This is a genomic window from Micromonospora sp. A200, from assembly GCF_029893845.1.
In the GTDB taxonomy this organism is placed as follows: domain Bacteria; phylum Actinomycetota; class Actinomycetes; order Mycobacteriales; family Micromonosporaceae; genus Micromonospora; species Micromonospora purpureochromogenes.
Genome location: NZ_JARXXY010000017.1, coordinates 49,507 through 67,921 on the forward strand (window position 1 = coordinate 49,507; position 18,415 = coordinate 67,921).

The 18,415-nt window shown below is 74.0% G+C and carries 18 protein-coding genes and 1 tRNA gene; 6 read left to right on the plus strand and 13 right to left on the minus strand.

Going from position 1 to position 18,415, the window contains the following annotated elements; translation table 11 throughout:
- Positions 1-87, minus strand: a tRNA-Ser gene (locus M2302_RS17965).
- 256 nt (positions 88-343) lie between these two features.
- On the opposite strand from M2302_RS17965, the gene M2302_RS17970 reads away from it, so the two are divergent.
- Positions 344-1,321 carry an NAD(P)H-quinone oxidoreductase gene (locus M2302_RS17970; RefSeq protein WP_280839022.1) on the plus strand — a complete coding sequence of 326 codons (978 nt, stop codon included), beginning with the start codon at positions 344-346 and terminating at the stop codon, positions 1,319-1,321.
- Here the strand turns inward: M2302_RS17970 and soxR are convergent.
- Entirely contained in the window at positions 1,308-1,772 is a 465-nt protein-coding gene (soxR, locus tag M2302_RS17975) for a redox-sensitive transcriptional activator SoxR (protein ID WP_280839023.1), read from the minus strand. The two genes, M2302_RS17970 and soxR, sit on opposite strands and share 14 nt — an antisense overlap.
- Positions 1,773-1,817: 45 nt before the next feature.
- Here soxR and M2302_RS17980 point away from each other — a divergent pair, with 45 nt between their 5' ends.
- Entirely contained in the window at positions 1,818-2,519 is a 702-nt protein-coding gene (locus M2302_RS17980) for a transketolase (RefSeq protein WP_280839024.1), read from the plus strand.
- Between the two features lie 4 nt (positions 2,520-2,523).
- A complete protein-coding gene (locus M2302_RS17985) occupies positions 2,524-3,417 on the plus strand; it encodes a transketolase (protein WP_280839025.1) in 894 nt (297 codons plus the stop codon).
- On the opposite strand, the gene M2302_RS17990 is transcribed toward M2302_RS17985, so the two are convergent.
- Positions 3,403-4,110, minus strand: a complete 708-nt coding sequence (locus M2302_RS17990; RefSeq protein WP_280839114.1) for a glycosyltransferase family 2 protein — start codon at positions 4,108-4,110, stop codon at positions 3,403-3,405. The two genes, M2302_RS17985 and M2302_RS17990, sit on opposite strands and share 15 nt — an antisense overlap.
- A gap of 123 nt (positions 4,111-4,233) precedes the next feature.
- Between M2302_RS17990 and M2302_RS17995 the strand changes: the two genes are divergently transcribed.
- Both M2302_RS17995 and M2302_RS18000 read left to right on the plus strand, forming a co-directional pair.
- Positions 4,234-6,594, plus strand: a complete 2,361-nt coding sequence (locus M2302_RS17995) for a hypothetical protein (protein ID WP_280839026.1) — start codon at positions 4,234-4,236, stop codon at positions 6,592-6,594.
- A gap of 136 nt (positions 6,595-6,730) precedes the next feature.
- Positions 6,731-8,326, plus strand: a complete 1,596-nt coding sequence (locus tag M2302_RS18000) for a ricin-type beta-trefoil lectin domain protein (RefSeq protein ID WP_280839027.1) — start codon at positions 6,731-6,733, stop codon at positions 8,324-8,326.
- Positions 8,327-8,379: 53 nt separating this feature from the next.
- Here M2302_RS18000 and M2302_RS18005 read toward each other — a convergent pair whose 3' ends face one another.
- The 8 genes from M2302_RS18005 to M2302_RS18040 all read right to left on the minus strand — a co-directional run bounded on the left by M2302_RS18005 (position 8,380) and on the right by M2302_RS18040 (position 16,272).
- Positions 8,380-8,982 carry a hypothetical protein gene (locus M2302_RS18005; RefSeq protein WP_280839028.1) on the minus strand — a complete coding sequence of 201 codons (603 nt, stop codon included), beginning with the start codon at positions 8,980-8,982 and terminating at the stop codon, positions 8,380-8,382.
- Positions 8,983-9,038: 56 nt separating this feature from the next.
- Positions 9,039-10,517 carry a HAMP domain-containing sensor histidine kinase gene (locus tag M2302_RS18010; protein ID WP_280839029.1) on the minus strand — a complete coding sequence of 493 codons (1,479 nt, stop codon included), beginning with the start codon at positions 10,515-10,517 and terminating at the stop codon, positions 9,039-9,041.
- Positions 10,510-11,202, minus strand: coding sequence for a response regulator transcription factor (locus M2302_RS18015; RefSeq protein ID WP_280839030.1), 693 nt, complete (start codon positions 11,200-11,202; stop codon positions 10,510-10,512). The genes M2302_RS18010 and M2302_RS18015 overlap by 8 nt, the downstream gene beginning before the upstream one ends.
- Before the next feature lie 68 nt (positions 11,203-11,270).
- Positions 11,271-11,783, minus strand: coding sequence for a hypothetical protein (locus tag M2302_RS18020; RefSeq protein ID WP_280839031.1), 513 nt, complete (start codon positions 11,781-11,783; stop codon positions 11,271-11,273).
- Positions 11,784-11,904: 121 nt separating this feature from the next.
- Positions 11,905-12,837: a DUF1906 domain-containing protein gene (locus tag M2302_RS18025; protein WP_280839032.1), complete on the minus strand. Its 933-nt coding sequence runs from the start codon at positions 12,835-12,837 to the stop codon at positions 11,905-11,907.
- A gap of 138 nt (positions 12,838-12,975) precedes the next feature.
- A complete protein-coding gene (locus tag M2302_RS18030) occupies positions 12,976-13,851 on the minus strand; it encodes a DUF1906 domain-containing protein (protein WP_280839033.1) in 876 nt (291 codons plus the stop codon).
- Between the two features lie 166 nt (positions 13,852-14,017).
- Complete coding sequence (locus M2302_RS18035; RefSeq protein ID WP_280839034.1) at positions 14,018-15,016, minus strand: phosphotransferase; 999 nt, start codon at positions 15,014-15,016, stop codon at positions 14,018-14,020.
- 83 nt (positions 15,017-15,099) lie between these two features.
- A complete protein-coding gene (locus tag M2302_RS18040) occupies positions 15,100-16,272 on the minus strand; it encodes an acetyl-CoA C-acyltransferase (RefSeq protein WP_280839035.1) in 1,173 nt (390 codons plus the stop codon).
- A 101-nt stretch (positions 16,273-16,373) separates the two neighbouring features.
- Between M2302_RS18040 and M2302_RS18045 the strand changes: the two genes are divergently transcribed.
- On the plus strand, positions 16,374-16,811 hold the full coding sequence (locus M2302_RS18045) for a PH domain-containing protein (RefSeq protein WP_280839036.1): 438 nt from the start codon (positions 16,374-16,376) through the stop codon (positions 16,809-16,811).
- 34 nt (positions 16,812-16,845) lie between these two features.
- Here the strand turns inward: M2302_RS18045 and M2302_RS18050 are convergent, their stop codons facing one another.
- Both M2302_RS18050 and M2302_RS18055 read right to left on the minus strand, forming a co-directional pair.
- Positions 16,846-17,784, minus strand: coding sequence for a rhomboid family intramembrane serine protease (locus M2302_RS18050; protein ID WP_280839037.1), 939 nt, complete (start codon positions 17,782-17,784; stop codon positions 16,846-16,848).
- Between the two features lie 27 nt (positions 17,785-17,811).
- Complete coding sequence (locus M2302_RS18055) at positions 17,812-18,342, minus strand: peptidylprolyl isomerase (protein WP_280839038.1); 531 nt, start codon at positions 18,340-18,342, stop codon at positions 17,812-17,814.
- Positions 18,343-18,415 lie beyond the last annotated feature (73 nt).

The following is an 18,415-nucleotide window of genomic DNA, read 5'->3' on the forward strand; positions in this document are numbered from 1 at the left end:
CGGAGGGTGTGGGATTCGAACCCACGAGGACGTTGCCGCCCTACCGGTTTTCAAGACCAGCGCCATCGGCCACTAGGCGAACCCTCCCGGACCGTCACCCTCGGGTGTACGGCCGGTGCCTAGTCTGCCACGGACGCCGCAAGCGGGAACGGGCCTCCCACCCCTATTGCGAGAATGCCCCGATGTGAGAGACACCGACGATCGTCCTGTTCAGCGCGATCGCGGCGGCCGGCGGCGTCCACAGTGGCTGGAGCTGGCCCGACAACCGTCCCGCTCGGCGCGGACGGTGGACGAGATCCGGGCCCGGGCGTCCGGCGAGGGGCGGATCGGGTAAGACTGGGCCATGCACGCGATCACGATCCCGGAACCCGGCGGACCCGAGGCACTCGTCTGGGCGGAGGTGCCCGACCCGGAGCCCGGCCCGGGTGAGGTGGTCGTCGACGTGCGGGCCAGCGCGGTCAACCGGGCCGACCTGCTGCAACGGCAGGGGCACTACCCGCCGCCGCCGGGCGCGCCCGCGTACCCCGGTTTGGAGTGCTCGGGGGTGGTCGGCGCGGTCGGCCCGGGCGTGACCGGGTGGGAGGTCGGCCAGGAGGTCTGCGCGCTGCTGGCCGGCGGCGGGTATGCGGAGCGGGTGGCCGTGCCGGCCGGGCAGCTGCTGCCGGTGCCGGCCGGGGTGGACCTGGTCGACGCGGCGGCGCTGCCGGAGGTGGCCTGCACGGTCTGGTCGAACGTGGTGCGGCTGGCCCGGCTCGGCAGGGGCGAGACGCTGCTGGTGCACGGCGGTGGCAGCGGGATCGGCACCTTCGCCGTCCAGCTCGGGGTGGCGCTCGGCGCGACCGTGGCGGTGACCGCCCGTGCGGCCAAGCACGACCGGCTGCGGGAGCTGGGCGCCGCGCACACGATCGACTACCGGGAGCAGGACTTCGTGGCGGAGGCCCGCCGGGCCACCGACGGTCGCGGCGCGGACGTCATCCTCGACATCATGGGCGCCTCCTACCTGGGCCGGAACGTGGCGGCGCTGGCCGACGGCGGTCGGCTGGTGGTGATCGGCATGCAGGGCGGCCGCAAGGCCGAGCTGGACCTGGGTGCGCTGCTGGCCAAGCGGGCCTCGGTGGCCGCGACCGCGCTGCGCTCCCGCCCGCTGGACGACAAGGCGGAGATCGTGCGGGGCGTCCGGGAGCAGGTCTGGCCGCTGGTGGAGGCCGGCAGGATCCGGCCGATCGTGGACCGGCGGCTGCCGATGACCGAGGCGGCGCAGGCGCACCGGCTGGTCGAGTCGAACGACCACGTGGGCAAGGTGCTGCTCACGGCGCCGTGACGGCACCCTTTCCCGGTCGCGGCAGCACCAGCCGGGCGCCGGGCCCCTCACCGGCGAGCGAGTCGCCCGGGTTGTAGAGGCTGCAGCGCTGCAACGACAGGCAGCCGCAGCCGATGCAGCCGTCCAGCTCGTCGCGGAGCTTGCCGAGCAGCCGGATCTTCTCGTCCAGCCGCTCCCGCCAGACCCGGGACAGGGCGGCCCAGTCGTCGGGGGTGGGGTTACGGGAGGCGGGCAGCGAGTCGAGCGCCTCGCGGATCTCCTCCAGCGAGATGCCGACCTGCTGGGCGATCCGGACGAACGCCACCCGGCGCAGCTCGGTGCGCGGGTACCGGCGCTGGTTGCCGCCGGTGCGTTCGGCGCGGATCAGGCCGAGCCGTTCGTAGTAGCGCAGCGCGGACGGGGCCACGCCGCTGCGGGTGGAGAGCTGCCCGATGGTGAGTGATTCGTGCATCAGTCGCCTTGAGTTGAAGTTGACTTCAACTTGCAGGCTAGCCGCATGACCACCACGACCGCCACCGCCCCACCCGTACCGGGTCCGGTCGCCGCACCGCTGGAGCGGCTGCGCGCCGGCCGCGAGTTCGGACCCAACGTGTACTCGACCGTCGACGTGCTCTGGGTGCTGTACGACCGGATCCTGCGGATCACCCCGCAGACCCTGGACGACCCGGAACGGGACCGCTTCCTGCTCTCCAAGGGCCACGCCGTCGCCGGCTACTACGCGGTGCTCGCCGCGAAGGGCTTCGTCCCGGCCGACTGGCTCGACGACCAGGGCGGCCCGGACAGCCGCCTCGGCGACCACCCGGACCGGCTGCTGGTGCCCGGCGTGGAGATCGGCTCCGGCTCGCTCGGCCACGGCCTCGGGCTCGGCGTGGGCACCGCGCTGGGGCTGCGCGCCCAGGGTCGCACCGATCCCCGGGTGTACGTCCTGCTCGGCGACGCCGAACTGGATGAAGGCTCCAACCACGAGGCGATCGCGTACGCCGGCGCGACCGGGCTGGCCAACCTGACCGCGATCGTGCTGGACAACCGCTCCGCCAGCCACGGCTGGCCGGGCGGGGTGGCCAGCCGGTTCACCGTCAACGGCTGGACCGCCGCCACCGTCGACGGACGCGACCACGACGCCCTGCACGCCGCCCTCACCGGGCACCAGAAGCACCAGCCGCACGTCGTCGTCGCGGTCGTCGAGAACGGGGAGTGAGAGCATGCGGGAAACCTTCGTCGCCAGCGCGACCGAACTGCTGGCGGATCCGCGTACCACCATCGTGCTGGCGGACATCTCGGCCGCCGCGTTCGCCCCGGCCGCCCGCCGGTACCCGGACCGGGTCCTCAACGTCGGCATCCGGGAGCAGTTGATGGTGGGGGTGGCCGGCGGACTGGCGCTGACCGGGCAACGCCCGATCGTGCACAGCTACGCCCCGTTCCTCGTCGAGCGGGCCTACGAGCAGATCAAACTGGACCTCGACCACCAGGGGGTGGGCGCGGTGCTGGTCAGCGTCGGGGCGTCGTACGACCGGGCGGCGGCGGGCCGGACGCACCTCAGCCCGGCGGACGTCAGCCTGCTCGACACGTTGCACGGCTGGACCGTGCACGTGCCCGGCCACCCGGACGAGGTGCCGGGGCTGCTGCGCGACGTGGTGTGCGGGCAGGACTCGGCGTACCTGCGGCTGTCGACGCAGCGCAACAGCCGCCCGTACGGCGGGGACGGCGCGCTGCGGGTGGTGCGCGACGCCGGACCCGACGGGGCGCTGCTGGTGGCCGTCGGGCCGGTGCTGGACGCGGCGCTCGCGGCGGTGGCCGACCTGCCGGTGACGGTGGCCTACACCCACCGGCCGCGGCCGTTCGACACCGCCGGCCTGCGGGAACTGGCCGGCACGGAGGTGATCCTGGTCGAGCCCTACCTGGCCGGCACCTCGGCCCGGGTGGTGTCGGAGGCCCTGGCCGACCGCCCGCACCGGCTGCTCAGCCTCGGCGTGGCCCGGTCGGACCTGCGGCGCTACGGCACGGCGGAGGACCACACCCGCTGGCACGGGCTGGACGCCGACGGCCTGCGCCGGTCGGTCGACGGTTTCCTGCGGACGGCGTCAGCGCGGGGCTGAGCCGGCGCGACGGCGGCGGGTGCGCTCCCGGCCGAGGATCCAGAGCGCCTCGACGCCGTCCTTCCAGGTGATCTTCTTGCCCTCCTCGCGACCGCGCGCCCGGTAGCTGATCGGCACCTCGTACGGGCGGATGCGGCGGCGCAGCAGCTTGCCGGTCACCTCCGCCTCCATGCCGAAGCCGCGGGACCGGACGTCGAGGGAGCGGTAGAGCTCGACCGGCATCAGCTTGAAGCAGGTCTCCAGGTCGCCGATGTAGGAGTTGAACAGCACGTTGGCGGCCATCGTGACGCCCTTGTTGCCCATCACGTACCAGAAGCTGTAGGCACTGTGGCTGCCGAAGGTGCGATTGCCGTAGACCACCGTGGCACGGCCGTCGAGCACCGGGTCGAGCAGGCGCGGGATGTCCTGCGGGTCGTACTCCAGGTCGGCGTCGAGGATGACCATGTACTCACCCTCGGCGCTGTCCACGGCCGTCTTGATGGCCGCGCCCTTGCCCGCGTTGCGCTGGTGGGTGATGACCCGCAGCCGGGCGTCGTCGGCCCGGCCGAGGATCTCACCGGTGCCGTCCCGGCTGCCGTCGTCGACCACGACCAGCTCGATCTCGCACGGGTAATCGACCGCCAATGCCTGCTTGAGGGCATCCGCGATGCGTTCTTCCTCGTTGTAGACCGGCATGAGGATCGAGAGCTTCACGGGGATCTCCACGGTGGCGACAGTAAGTCGGCCCTAGCCTAGCCTGGCTGCTCAGCGCCAGGGAGGCCGCCACCACGGCCAGGGGGCACCCACCCTTCAGGAACATGGTGTTAACTTCCGCCCATGTCGGCAGCCGGCTGGATGGTCGTAGTGGCGCCCGTCGCCACGTTCGTGGTGCTCACCTGGGTGTTGCGGAGCCGCCGCCCGGACGCGGTCGCCCCGCTGCGCCTGGCCGTGGTCCGCGCCGCGCTGCTGACCGGCGTCTTCGCCGTCCTCACCGTGGAACTGCTGGGCGCGCTGCGCGCGCTGACCCTGCCGGCCGTCGCCGTGGCCTGGCTGCTGTTCCTCGCCGCCACCGTGGCGGCGGCCCGCCCGTGGCAGCGCCGCGCGGCCGTGGCGTCCGCCGCGGTGGCGCCCGCCGCCCGGGCCGGGACGCTCGTCGGGGCGGCGACCGGCGCCCCGGCGTCCGGCGCCGGCCCGGCCGCCACGCCGGTCTCCCCCGCCGGCCCGCCCGGCGCTGTCCCGCCCGCGGCGTCCGTGCCGGGCGGCCTCGCGTCGGCCCTGGCCGGCGTCCGGGCCCGGCTGGCCCACTTCCGGGGTACGGCGAGCCGGGGCGAGCGGCTGCTGGCCGGCACGGTCGCCGGGCTGGTGCTGGTGGAGCTGCTCGTCGCGCTGCTCGCCGAGCCCAACAACTTCGACTCGCAGACCTACCACCTGCCCAAGGTGGAGCACTGGGTCGCCCAGGGCAGCCTGGACTTCTGGCCCACCGCGATCCACCGGCAGGTGACCATTCCGCCGGGTGCGGAGTATCTGCTGCTGCACCTGCGCCTGCTGACCGGTGGTGACGCGCTGCACAACCTGGTGCAGTGGGCCGCCGCGCTGGGCTGCCTGGTGGTGGCGACCCGGGTCGTCGCGCAGCTCGGCGGCGGGCGGCGGGCCCAGCTGCTCACCGCGTTCCTGCTGGCCACCACGCCGATGGTGGCGCTCCAGGCGACCAGCACCCAGACCGACCTGGTGGCCGCCGCCTGGGCCGGCTGCGCCGGAACGCTGGCGCTCGACGGGCTGCGTCGCCGCGCGGACGTCGCGAGCCTGCTGGCGCTCGGCGCGGCCACCGGCCTGACCGCGCTGACCAAGACCAGCGGCCTGCTCGCGGTCGGCCCGCTGCTGGTGCTCTGGGGGGTCGCCCAGCTCCGGTTGGCGTTCCGCCCGGCGTCGGCGGACGTGGTTCCAGTCTCGGAGACGGGCGGCGCGGGCTCGGCGTCGACCAGCCCGGTGCCGGCGGGCTTGGCGGGCTCGGAGTTGGCGGGCTCCGGGTTGGCCAGCTCGGTGCCGGCGGGATCGGGCTTGGCGGGCTCGACGCCGACGGGCTCGGCGTCGGGCGGTGCGGGGTCTGCCGGGCAGGGTCGTGGCGCCGCCGGGGTGGTGCGGACGGTCGCCGGATCGCTGCTGGTGCTGCTGGTGGCCGCGGCGGTGGTGGGCCCGTTCCTGGCCCGGGTGACCGTCGAGTTCGGTCACCCGCTCGGCCCGCCCCGGCTCCGCGAGTCCATCCCGATGGAACGGCACGACCCGGCGTCGATCCTGGTCAACGCGCTGCGGATCGGTCACACCGCGTTCGACACCCCGCTCGCGCCGCTGCGCGCCGGCACGGCCGGGGCGATCGCGGACGGCTCGCGGGCGATCGGCGTCGATCCGCAGGACCGCGCGATCACCTTCGGCCGGGAGGTGTTCCCGGTGCCGGCCTGGTACCCGGACGAGGACCGGGTGGCGTTCCCGCTGGCCGGCACGCTGGCGCTGCTGGGAGCGGTGTTCGCGCTGGCCCGGCCGGCCCGGATCAGCCCGACCGGGCCGGCGGCCCTGCGGGCGTACGCGGTCGCGGTGGTGGTGGCCGTCGGGCTGCACACCGCGACGATCAAGTGGCAGCCCTGGGGGAACCGGCTGCTGCTCTACGCGCTGGTGGCCGCCGTGCCGCTGGCCGGGCTCTGGCTGGACGCGCTGCTGCGGCGCCGGCTCGGCCCCGGGCGGCGGTCGGTGGCGGCCGGGCTGGTGGTGAGCATGCTGGCCGCCTCCGCGCTGGCCGGCGTGCTGGCCCTGTCGTACGGCTTCCCGCGCCGGCTGGTCGGTGCCGGCTCGGTCTTCACCACCTCCGAGTGGGACACCCGCTTCCTGCGCCGGCCGCAGTGGGCCGAGGAGTTCCGCTGGGCCGCGGCGGCGGTACGGGCGAGCGACGCCCGCCGGGTCGGCCTGGTGCAGCAGAACGACAACTGGGAGTACCCCTGGTGGCTGCTGCTGCGCGACGGGGAGGGCCGCTCGCCGGAGCTGGTGGCGTTGCAGTCGGTGCTGCCCGAGCGGCCGCCGGCCGACCCGGCCTCGGTGGACGCGATCGTCTGCACCGGCAGTCGTACGGCGTGCGCCAAGCTGGTGCCGGCGGGCTGGACGCTGGAGTTCCGCGGCTACGTCGGCTACGCCCTGCCGCCCGGCCGCTGACCGCCCCACCACCGCGCCCGCCCAGCCGCGCAGATGGCGGAAACCTTTCCGAGACATATTCACATCCGTGCATCGCCTGCGTTACCGTCCGGTAACTCGATCGACACCCCGCGATCGAGCCGAAAGGAGTGCGTCGATGCTTGGCACCCCCACCAGGCGCGCACCGGGGATCCGACGGGCACTGACCGTCGTCTCCGCCGCCGCGCTCGTCCTGCCCCTGCTCCTCGGGCCGGCCTCCCCCGCAGCCGCCGCCGACCGTCCGACAACTCAGCCACTCCCGACGAACCTCGAAGCGATCCGCGCCGCCGAGGCCACCGCGCTCTACGGCGCACCAGCGATCCGCCCGCTCGAGCAGCGCCGCACCGCCCTGGTAACCATGGGCGACAGCGAGATCTCCGGCGAGGGTGTCGGCAACTACGTGCCCGGCACCCACCAGAACGGCAACTGGTGCGACCGCTCGTACGACCAGGCGGTGTTCCGCACCGGCATAGCCGCCGACGAGAAGTACAACATCGCCTGCTCCGGCGCCACGCCGTGGAACCTGATCCGGGGCGGGCCCACCCAGCACAACGAGCTCAACCAGGGTGACTACCTGGCCATCAAGGCGCGCAACACGCACGTCAGGTTGATCTGGGTGGTGGTCGGCGCGAACGGCGACGGCACCATCCAGTTCGGTCCGGTGGCCACCGACTGCACCATCCGCCGGGTCTTCTTCCAGGGCCCCTGCTACCCGACCTACACCGACCAGTGGACCATCCGCACCGACGGCAGCCGTCGGGCCGTCGAGGACGCGCTCACCGACATCCGGCGGACCATGACCGACGCCGGCTACCTGGGGTCGGACTACGAGCTGGTGCTGATGTCGTACCCGAGCCCGGGCAGCCCGGACGTGGAGGACAACCCGAACTTCCCCGGCTGGTACGCGGGCGGCTGCCTGCTCTACCTGGCCGACGCCGCGTTCGCGCGGAACAAGGCGGTACCGCTGTTCGAGTCGGCGCTGCGGGCGGCAGCCACCAACACCGGCACCCGCTACCTCGACGCCAGCCGGCTCTTCCACGGCCACGAGGTCTGCACCGACAACACCTCGGTCCGCGGCCTCTACATCGAGGTGGGGATCTGGGACGAGAACGCCGCCCGGCAGTCGTTCCACCCCAACATCCGCGGGCACGGCATGTTCGCCCAGTGCATCACCCAGTTCTGGAACGCAGGCCTCCAGCGGGCCACCTGCGTCGACCCGGCCAGCACCGGCACCAGCGTGCTCCAGCCCGGGCTGCTGGAGTTCAAGCAGCTGCGCAACGCCGCCACCGGCACCTGCGTGGACGGCAGGGGGTACGACTCGCGCAACGGCACCGTCCAGCAGTCGTACGGCTGCCACGGCGGCCGTAACCAGGGCTTCTGGTACGACCCGGCCCGCCGGTCGCTGCACTCGGAGCTGTCGCACGACCGCTGTCTGGACGTGGCGGGCGGCTCGCTGACCGCCGGCACCGCGGTCAACATCCATGACTGCCACGGCGGCGCCAACCAGAAGTTCGTCTTCGCCGGCAACCAGCTCACGCCGGCCGGCGCGACCAACCTCTGCGTGGCGTTCGACAACCCGTGGCTGGGCACCCCGCGGCTGCGGCTGGCCGGCTGCTCCACCAGCAGCCGGCAGCAGTGGTCCTTCGAGTCCCGGTCGTTCGCCAATCCCGTCGGGTACGGGCACGACGACTTCATCGGGTCCCGGGTCTACTGACCGCGCGGAGCCGGCGCGGTGGTCCGCGCCGGCTCCGTCCCGGGTCGCCCGAACTACTGCTGCTTGAACGGCACCACGATCAGGCGGGCGACGGTGGCGTCGCCGTCCTTGGCGCCGGCGACCCCGATCCTCGTGCCGACCTTGACGTCGCTCGACTGGATCGTCGTACGCCGCTCGATCACCCGGAGCTTGTCGCCGAACGTCCAGGTCAGGGTGAAGCCGTCGGTGGACTTGACGGTCACCGAGTCACCGTCGACCGCGGTGACCTCGCCGCGCTGCACCACGACGGTCTTGGTGCCACCGTCCTTGGTCTGCACGACGGCCTCACCGTGCAGGGTGTTCTTCCGCAGCAGCACCCGGGCCTGGCGGCGCTTGCGCCACTCCTCGGCCCGCTCACCGCGCTTGCCCTTCGGGCCGGCCTCCGCCTCGGCCGATCCGGAGGCCGACGGCGCGGGAGCGGCCACCAGCTCCAGCTCGGTCGGGTCGAAGCCCATGGCGGCGAGCGCCTGTCCCTCCACGCCCATCGCCGCGGCGACGTCGACCGCGGCCTGCTGCGCCGTACCGTCGGCGACCTGGGCCGGGCCGCAGCCGGTGAGGCCCAGCGCAACCGCCGCGAGCAGCGACGTGGTGGCGACGGCGAATCCCTGACGTGCCATGACACTCCCTCTCGTCCGTGGTGCTTCCAGCGTCGCGCGGCCCGATGGGCGCCGCGTCAGGCCGATGTTCGGGTCAGGTAAGGATGGGCGGGCAGCCGGACGGTGAACGCCGCCCCGCCCTCGGCGGCGTGCCCGGCGGCGATCTCGCCGCCCAGCCGGCGGACCAGGCCGGCGGCGAGCGCCAGCCCGAGTCCGCTGCCCACCTTGCGCACCCCCCGGTAGCGCTGGTGCAGCGCCCCGCGCTCGAAGGCCACCGCCAGGTCGTCGTCGGTGAAGCCGGGCCCGCCGTCGCGGACCTCCATCACCCCGCCGGCCGCCGGGTCCGCGCCCGCCGGCCGGACCGCGAGCACCACCGGCGCCCCCGGGGGTACGACCCGCAGCGCGTTCTCCAGCAGCCCGTCCACCACCTGCCGGATGCGTCCCGGATCGGTGTACGCGGGCACCGGCTTGTCCGGCGCCTCCAGGCGGAACGGCACGCCGACCGCCGCGCACCGGTCCGACCAGGTGCGTTCGGCGTCGGCGGCCAGCCGGGTGAGGTCGACCGGGACCGGTTCCAGCGGAAAGTCCGCCGCCTCCAGCCGGGCCAGCGCCAGCAGGTCGCTGACCAGCCGGTCCAGGTGCTCCGCCTCGGCCAGCATGGTCCGCCCGGTGCCCGGCGCCTCGTCCGCGCCGATCACCCCGTCGGCCAGCGCCTCGGCCCAGCCCCGGATCGCGGTCAACGGGGTGCGCAGCTCGTGCGAGACGGAGAGCAGGAACTCCCGTTGCCGTCCCTCGCTGGTGGCCAGCGCGGCGGCCAGCCCGTTCAGCGCGTACGCCAGGTCGGCGACCTCGTCCGGCGGCTCCACCGGTACGCGTACCGCCCGGTCGCCGGCGCGCAGCCGGGCGGCGGCGTCGGCGGCGTGCCGGATCGGCCGGGCCAGCCGGCGGGCGAGGAGCAGTCCGGCGGCGACCCCGGCGGCGAGCCCGGCGAGCAGCGGCAGCCAGAGACTGCGCAGCACTCCCCGCCAGGGGCCGCTGGTCGTGGCGCGGGTCAGCACCACGCCGTCCCCGTCGGGCAGGGCCCGCCCCTCCACCAGGGCGCGCCGGCCGTCGACCAGCCGGCGACCGGAGACGTCCTTGCCGGCGGAGATCCGGTTCACCACCTGCCTGGGCAGCCCGGGGCGGTCGACCGTGCCGGCGCGCACGACGTACACCTCGATCTCCTGCTGGCGGAGCTGGCGGATGAGCCGGTCGCCGGCGGCGTCCCGCTGCCGCACCGGGCGTACCCGCAGCACGTCGGCGGCGAGGCGGGCCTGCGCGGCGAGCGCCGCCTGGTCGCGGCGCTCCGCGCCGCGTACCGCGAGGGGGACCGCGACCAGGGCGGTGACCAGCACGGAGACCAGCGCCACCGCGCAGGTGACCAGGACCGCGCGGGCGGTGAGGGTGTCGGTGATCCGGCGACGCCGGGGTGTGGGTGCGGGCCGGGGCCCGAGCACCGGCAGCGCCACGGTGGGCTCGTGCGGCCGGTCGGGGCGCGGTCGGCCGGGGTCAGCCATCGGCCGCGTACCCGACGCCGCGGTGGGTGCGGATCACGCTGGCCGCGCCGAGCTTGGCCCGAACCTGCGCCACGTGCACGTCGACGGTGCGGGTGCCGGCGTGCGCCGCGTACCCCCAGACCCCGGCCAGCAGTTCCTCCCGGGTGAAGACCCGGCCCGGTCGGGCCATCAGGTGGGCGAGCAGGTCGAACTCGGTGGAGGTGAGCTGGACCGGGGCGCCGCCGGCGGTGACCGTGCGGCGGGCCGGGTCGAGGGTGACCGCACCGACCGTCCGGGCACGCTCCACCCCCTCGGGCGCGCCGGCCGTGCGGCGCAGCACCGCGCGGACCCGGGCGACGAGTTCGCGGGGACTGAACGGCTTGGTGACGTAGTCGTCCGCGCCGAGTTCCAGCCCCACGATCCGGTCGACCTCGTCGTCGCGGGCGGTGAGGAAGATGACCGGCGTCCAGTCGCCGGCCTCGCGCAGCCGGCGGCAGATCTCCGTGCCGGCCAGGCCGGGCAGCGTGATGTCGAGTACGCAGGCCACCGGGCGCAGCCGGCGGGCGGCGGCCAGGCCGGCCGTGCCGTCCCGTTCCAGGTGCACGCCGAAGCCGTCCCGGACCAGGTAGAGCCGGACCAGGTCGGCGATGGCCGGCTCGTCCTCCACCACGAGGACGAGTCCGCGCTGCGGGGCGTCGACGGTCACCGGCCCATGATGACCGACCGGCGGTCACCGGCGACGTACGGCTGTGTTCGGGTCAGGTAAGGATGCGGTCAGCGGGCCGGCACGGGCCGCAGCGCCGGGCCACCGGTGGTGGCGGGCACCTCGCCGATGGTGGCGACGACCCGCTCCTTCGGCGTGCGCAGCCGGGTACGGAACGCGTGGTTGAGCAGCGTGTCGAGCTGCCACACCTGCTTCGGGTGCTGGGTGTGGATGACGAACCGCTCGCGGACGCCGTCGATCGCGGTGGCGGCCAGGTCGACCGACTGGGAGCGCGGGTCCGGGCTCCAGGTGACGTTGCTCAGCTCGCGCAGCTCGGTGTTGAGGTGCAGGCGGAGCCGGTGCAGCACCCGGGTCTGCTGGGTGACCACCATCCGGCGGTGGGTGAGCAGGAGAAGGTATTCGCCGGCCACCGGCCGGTCGGGGCGACCGCACCGGGCGACCAGGATGGTGGCGTCGCCGGAGCCCACGCACTGCCGGAAGATCGGCATGTGCCGGCTCACGGTCTGGACCGCCAGGCCGGTCTCGGCGGCGGCCGGGAGGAACGTTCGGGAGAAGACGTCCATGACCTGCCCAACGAGCCGTGACCTGGGGTGATGTGGGTCACTGCCGACTTTTGGAAGTTCCACGACCCCCTGTCGCACCGCCTGTCCGTCATCGGAGCGACAGACGCGAGAACGGCTCGGGTCAGCGGGTCGAGCGGGTCATGCGGAACGGACCGAACCCGGCGGCGCGGGAACTGGGCCGGGTCGGCGTCACCGTCGCCGACCGGTACCGGGTCATCGGCACCTCGAGGTCGAGGTAGTTGCTGTCGATGTTGAGCCGGACACCGCCCCAGGTTTCGTGGTGGTCGCCCTGGTACTGCTTCATCCGCCGCTTCGGCACCCAGTGGTTCGCCGGGATGGCCGGGTCCGACGTCGTCTGCACGCCGTCCCAGTTGGCGAAGTCCAGCACGTCCGGTCGGATGTGACCGGGCTGGGAGTAGGCGCCGACGTGGTCCGGGAGACCGGCGGACCGGGTGTTGGTGTAGAGGCCGGACAGGTAGCCGTGGTCGTGCAGGCGGGCGGTCCACGCGCTGGTGAACTTCAGGACCGCGGTCGAGCAGGTGGCGTCGCCCGAGGGGTAGCGCTCCATGTCCAGGATGATCGTGCTCTGCACCGGGAGGCCGAGGCCCCGGGCCTTGGTCACCGCGTCGTCGGCCGCCGCCCGCCCCTGCGCCGCCGCCTGCGCCGGGTCGATCCGCCGCTGGTACGTCGAGCACGGCGCCTGGAGGCCGACGTAGAGCGGGAAGAACCGCCAGCCTTTGGCCTGCTGGTTGGCCACCCACTCCCTGGTGAGGTTCACCTGCGCGCAGCCCCGGTTGACCCCGCCGATGTAGATCCCGATCGCCCGGTACGGCGACTGGAGCCAGGCCGTCATCTGGGCGCCGGAGGGCGCGGCGCAGGTGTCGAAGCCCAGCCCGGTGAAGGTGCCCGGGTGCGGCCCGGTGTAGCCGGCGGCCCGAGCCGGGCGGTCGGTGGCGGCAACCCCGGCGGTGGCGAGGAGCATCCCGGCCACGGCGGCGGTCAGCAGCCGGTGGGCGGCCCGCCGCAGACCCGACGGAGCGGAGGTGATCGTCACGGGTTCCCCGTTCTGGTGAGGGTCGTCGGACGGCGGAGCGGGCGTGGACAAGCGCTCGACACCGACCGGGGTGGACAGCCCAGTGGCTGTCCACCCCGTCGGCGGCCGCTCCGTCGTCGGGTGGCTGGAGGGCTCGGGTCAGCGGGTCGGCGTCACCACACCGGACCGGTACCGCGTCGGTGGCAGCTCCAGGTCGAGGTAGTTGCTGTCGATGTTGATCGTGACGCCGCCCCACGTCTCGTCGTGGTCGCCCTGGTACTGCTTCATCCGCCGCTTCACCCAGTACGTCGCCGGGATGGTGGGGTGGGACACCGTCTTCACGCCGTCCCAGTTGGCGAAGTCCAGCAGGTCGGGAGACACGTGTCCCGGCTTCCCGTAGGCGGCCACGTGGTCCTGGAGACCGCCCCCGCCGCTGCTGGTGTAGAGACCGGAGAGATAGCCGTGGTCGTGCAGGCGGGCGCTCCACGCGCTGCTGAACGAGAGCACCGCGGCCGAGCAGGCGGCGTCGCCCGCGTTGTAGTACTCGATGTCCAGGATGATGGTGCTCTGCAGGACGATGCCGAGGTTGCGGGCGTTCGTCGCCGCGTCGTCGGCCGCCGCCCGACCCTGGGCCGCCGCCTGCGCCGGGTCGATCCGCCGCAGGTAGGTCGTGCAGGGCGCCTGGAGGCCGACGTAGAGCGGGAAGAGCCGCCAACCCTTCGCCCGCTGGCTCGCCACCCACTCCCGGGTCAGGTTGGGCTGGGTGCAGCCCCGGTTGACCCCGCCGATGTAGACACCGACCGCCCGGTACGGCGACTGCAGCCAGGCGGTCATCTGGGCGTCCGACGGCGCGGTGCAGGCGTCGAAGCCCAGCCCGGTGAAGGTGCCCGGGTGCGGTCCGTTGTAGCCGGCGGCCTGCGCCGGTTCGCTCGGTGTGGCGACCGCCGCGGTCGCGAGAAGCATCCCGGCCACGGCGGCGGTGAGCATTCGACGGGCGGCCCGACGCAGAGCCGACGGAGTGGAGGTGATCGTCACGGATTCCCCGTTCTGGTGAAGGTCGTCGGACGGCGGAGCGGGCGTGGACACGCGCTCAACACCGACCGGGGGGAATCCTGCCTGGCCCACGGCGTGCTGTCCACCCCGTCGGCGTCCATTCCGGAGCCTGCCGGGACATCAGTCCCGCGCGCCGGGCAGCGGACGGTCAGACCGGCAGCGGGGCGAAGAGCTCCCCGAGCCAGCCGGGCACCGCCTCGGCGTACTCGGCGCGGGCCGGGTCGGGGGTGACCAGGGCGCGCTGCCAGGACAGCGCCCGGCTGACCGTGGTCACCCGCATCGCCAGCTCGGCGGCCTCGCGCAGCGCCGCCCGGTCGTACCGGTCGGTCCACGCCTCCAGGTACGCGTCGCGCAGCCGCAGCAGCGCCGGGTCGTCGGCGGACAGTTCGCCGGCGTACGCCACGGAGCGCAGCGTCACCAGCAGCGTGCCGAAGGGGTGGGCGACGGAGGCGTCCCCCCAGTCGAAGAAGCGGTACCCGTCGGCGGCGACGAAGACGTTGCCGTCGTGCAGGTCGTCGTGCTGGATGCTCGCCGGCACCCCGAAGTCCGCCAGCCGCCCGCAGAGCGCCTCGAACTCCCCCCGGTACGCCCGCAGCCGCTGGTGCAGTTCCGGGTCCATCCCGTTCTCCGCGCCGAGCAGCAGCGCCTCGTCGTCGTCCAGCAGCACCTCGAACCGTTCCGGCAGCCCCGCCGGCCGGTGGTCGGGCACCCCGAGGGCGAGCAGCCGCTGCGCGTGCGGCGCGACGGTGAGCTGGAGGGCCGCGTACCCGGGCAGCAGCCGCTCCCAGCGGGACAGGTCCGGCTCGGCGGCGAGTGTGTCCCGCAGGCTCGGGCCGCCGTCGGGCAGCAGGGACCAGCCGCGCCCGGTGTCCACGGCGATCGGGTGGAGCACCCGGTCCGGGGTGAGCCGGGCCAGCTCGGCCAGGAGCCCCGCCTCGTGCCGGGTGCCCGGGTTGTTGGCCTTGAACCAGACGTCCCCGCTGTCGGTGGGCACCCGCCAGACCAGCGACCAGGGCCGCACCCGGGGTTCGACCGGGCCGGTCACCCGGCGACCGCTCCTGCCGAGCCGGTCGGCCACCCACTGAAGGGCGGTCGCCTGCCAGTGCGGGTCGGCCCAGTCGGTCCGCGGCGTCGAGATCTCGGTCACGCCGCGAAATCTAGGCCGTCGCCGGTGGCGGAGTCACGCGTATTCCGCCCGCCCCCGGCGACGACCCGTCGTGGTCGGCGCCGTCAGAGCAGCTCGACGATGGTGGCGTTGGCCATGCCGCCGCCCTCGCACATGGTCTGCAGGCCGTACCGGATGCCGTTGTCGCGCATGTGCTGCAGCATGGTGGTCATGATCCGGGCGCCGCTGGCGCCGAGCGGGTGACCGAGGGCGATCGCGCCACCGCGCGGGTTGAGCCGGTCCGGGTCCGCCTCGGTCTCGGCCAGCCAGGCCAGCGGCACCGGGGCGAACGCCTCGTTCACCTCGTACACCCCGATCTCCTCGATGCCCAGCCCCGCGCGGCGCAGCGCCTTCGCGGTGGCCGGGATCGGCGCGGTGAGCATGGTGACCGGGTCGTCGGCGGCGACCACGGCGGTGTGGATGCGGGCCAGCGGTCGCAGGCCGTGCCGGCTGGCCCACTCGCTGGTGGTGACGGCGAGCGCGGCCGCGCCGTCGGAGATCTGCGACGCGGACCCGGCGGTGACCACGCCGTCGGCGCGGAACGGGGTCTTCAGCTCGCCGAGCTTCTCCAGTGAGGTGTCCCGGCGGATGCCCTCGTCGGCGGCGAACTTGCCGCCGTCGGCGAGCGCCACCGGGGCCAGCTCGGGGTCGAACGCGCCGGCGTCCTGCGCGGCGGCCGCCTTCTCGTGGCTGGCCAGCGCGAACTCGTCGAGCTGGGTACGGGAGAAGCGCCAGCGTGCGGCGATCAGCTCGGCGCCCACGCCCTGGTTGAACGGCAGCGGCTCGTCCGCGGCGAAGCCCTCGACGCCCCGGTAGCGGTCGCGGAGCTGGTCGCTGAAGGGCATCCCGCCGGCCACGCTGGAGCCCATCGGCACCCGGGTCATCGACTCGACGCCACCGGCGACCACCAGGTCGGCCTGGCCGGAGGCGACCGCGGCGGCGGCGAAGTGCAGCGCCTGCTGGCTGGACCCGCACTGCCGGTCCACGGTGGTGCCGGGGACCGACTCGGGCCAGCCGGCGGCGAGCACGCCGTTGCGGGCGATGTTCCAGGACTGCTCGCCGACCTGGGACACGCAGCCCCAGACCACGTCGTCGACCTGGCCGGGCTCGATGCCGGTGCGCTCGGCGAGAGCGCGCAGCACGTGCGCCGAGAGGTCGACCGGGTGCACGGCGGACAGGCTGCCCTTGCGCCGCCCCACCGGGGTGCGTACCGCGCCGACAATGACTGCGTCACTCATATCTACTCCCCGGTAACCTGGCTGCCGTCGATACTACGTCCTCCGGCGGCCGGTGTCGTCCGCCCCCGACAGGGGCCGCGTCCGGCTGGCATGCTGGACCCGTGCAGCCTCCATCGTCCCCGTCCCACCAGTGGCGGGTGCCGCCGGCCCTGCCGGTGGTGAAGCTGGTCGGCGCGGTGCTGCTGGTCGCGCTCGGCCTGCTGCTCGCCGACGGTGACCGGGTCCAGGCGGTGCTGACCGTCGCGGTCGCCGCCGGCCTGGTCGGCTGGGCGCTGCGCGACCTGCTCGCCCCGGTCCGCCTCGCCGCCGACCCGGCCGGGGTCACCGTCATCCACGGGTACGCCGGCCGGCGGCACCTGCCCTGGCCGGCCGTCGAGGCGATCACGGTGGACCGGCGGTCCCGGCTCGGGCTGTCCACCGAGACCCTGGAGATCGACGCCGGGGAGTCGCTGCACCTCTTCGGCCGGTACGACCTGGGCGCCCCGCCCGACGAGGTGGCCGGGACGCTCCGGTCGGTCCGGGCCGCCGCTCGCCACTGAGCAGCGGCTCAGCCGACGAGCATCGGGCAGCGGCTCAGCCGGTCAGCATCGCGGTGCGGACGATCACCAGGCCGAGCAGCGCCACCAGGACGACCGCCGTACCGGCGGCCTGGAAGACCGACCGGCGCATGCGCGGCGCGTACGCCAGCACCCAACCCATCGCCGCGCCGGTGACCAGGCCGCCGATGTGGCCCGGGATGGAGATGTTCGGCACGGTGAAGGTGAAGATCAGGTTGATCACCAGGACCGGCACGATCGCCGAGGTGTCCCGGCCCAGCCGCCGCATGATCACGAAGACCGCGGCGAAGAGCCCGAAGATCGCGGTGGACGCGCCGGCCGACGCCGCGTTCGGTTCGCTGAACAGGTAGGCCGCGACGTTGCCGCCGAGGCCGGCGACCAGGTAGAGCCCGAGGAAGCGCAGCGGCCCGAGCAGGGCCTCCAGGTCCCGGCCGAGCACCCAGAGCGCCCACATGTTCAGCAGCAGGTGCACCAGGCCGTAGTGCAGGAACATCGCGGTGACCAGGCGGTACCACTCGCCGGTGGCGACGCCCTCCACCGGGAACTGCGGCGGCCACTGCGCGAGCACCGCGCCCCACTGGGTCAGCGGGGTGCCCCCGCCGAGCAGCCCGCCCAGGCCGGAGCCGACCATCGAGTCGCCGCCCCGGTCGCTGAGAATCGACAGCACCATGGCCAGCACGTTCAACGCGATCAGGGTGCGGGTGACGAGGCCGCGGCGGCCGGCGGCACCGCCACCGAAGGCGGTGCGCGCCGGCCGCACGCTGCGGCGTCCCTCGTTCACGCACTCCGGGCACTGGTGGCCGACGGAGGCCTCCCGCATGCACTCCGGACAGATCGGCCGGTCGCAGCGGGTGCAGCGGACGTACGTCTCCCGGTCGGGGTGGCGGTAGCAGACCGGAGTGGTCGGCACCGGCCCGCCGGTGGCGTCGCCGGCCGGCCCGGGGCGATCAGTCATGCGTGCAAAGGTACCTCGGCAGGGCGATCAGGCCGGGGTGCGCTCGATCTCGACCCGCTCGATCACGACGTCCTGCAGCGGCCGGTCGCTCGGGCCGGTCGGGGTGTTCGCGATCGCGTCCACGACCTTCGCCGACTGCTCGTCGGCGACCTGGCCGAAGATCGTGTGCCGGTTGTTCAGGTGCGGGGTCGGCGACACCGTGATGAAGAACTGCGAGCCGTTGGTGCCCGGCCCGGCGTTCGCCATCGCCAGCAGGTACGGCCGGTCGAAGCGCAGCTCGGGGTGGAACTCGTCGCCGAACTTGTAACCCGGGCCACCACGGCCGGTGCCGGTCGGGTCGCCCATCTGGACCATGAAACCGCTGATCACCCGGTGCGAGATGGTGCCGTCGTAGTACGGCCCGCTGCCCGGCTGACCCGTGCGCGGGTCGGTGTACTCCTTGTTGCCCTCCGCCAGGTCGACGAAGTTGCGGACGGTCTTCGGAGCGTGGTTGGGGAAGAGCTCCAGCCGGATCGAGCCAGCGTTGGTGTGCAAGGTGGCGTAGACAGCCTCGGCCACGGGTACTCCTCACTCGTTGGTCAGTTCCATGCGGATCCTCCCATGTGCCCGATCTGGCAGTGCGGAGGCATCC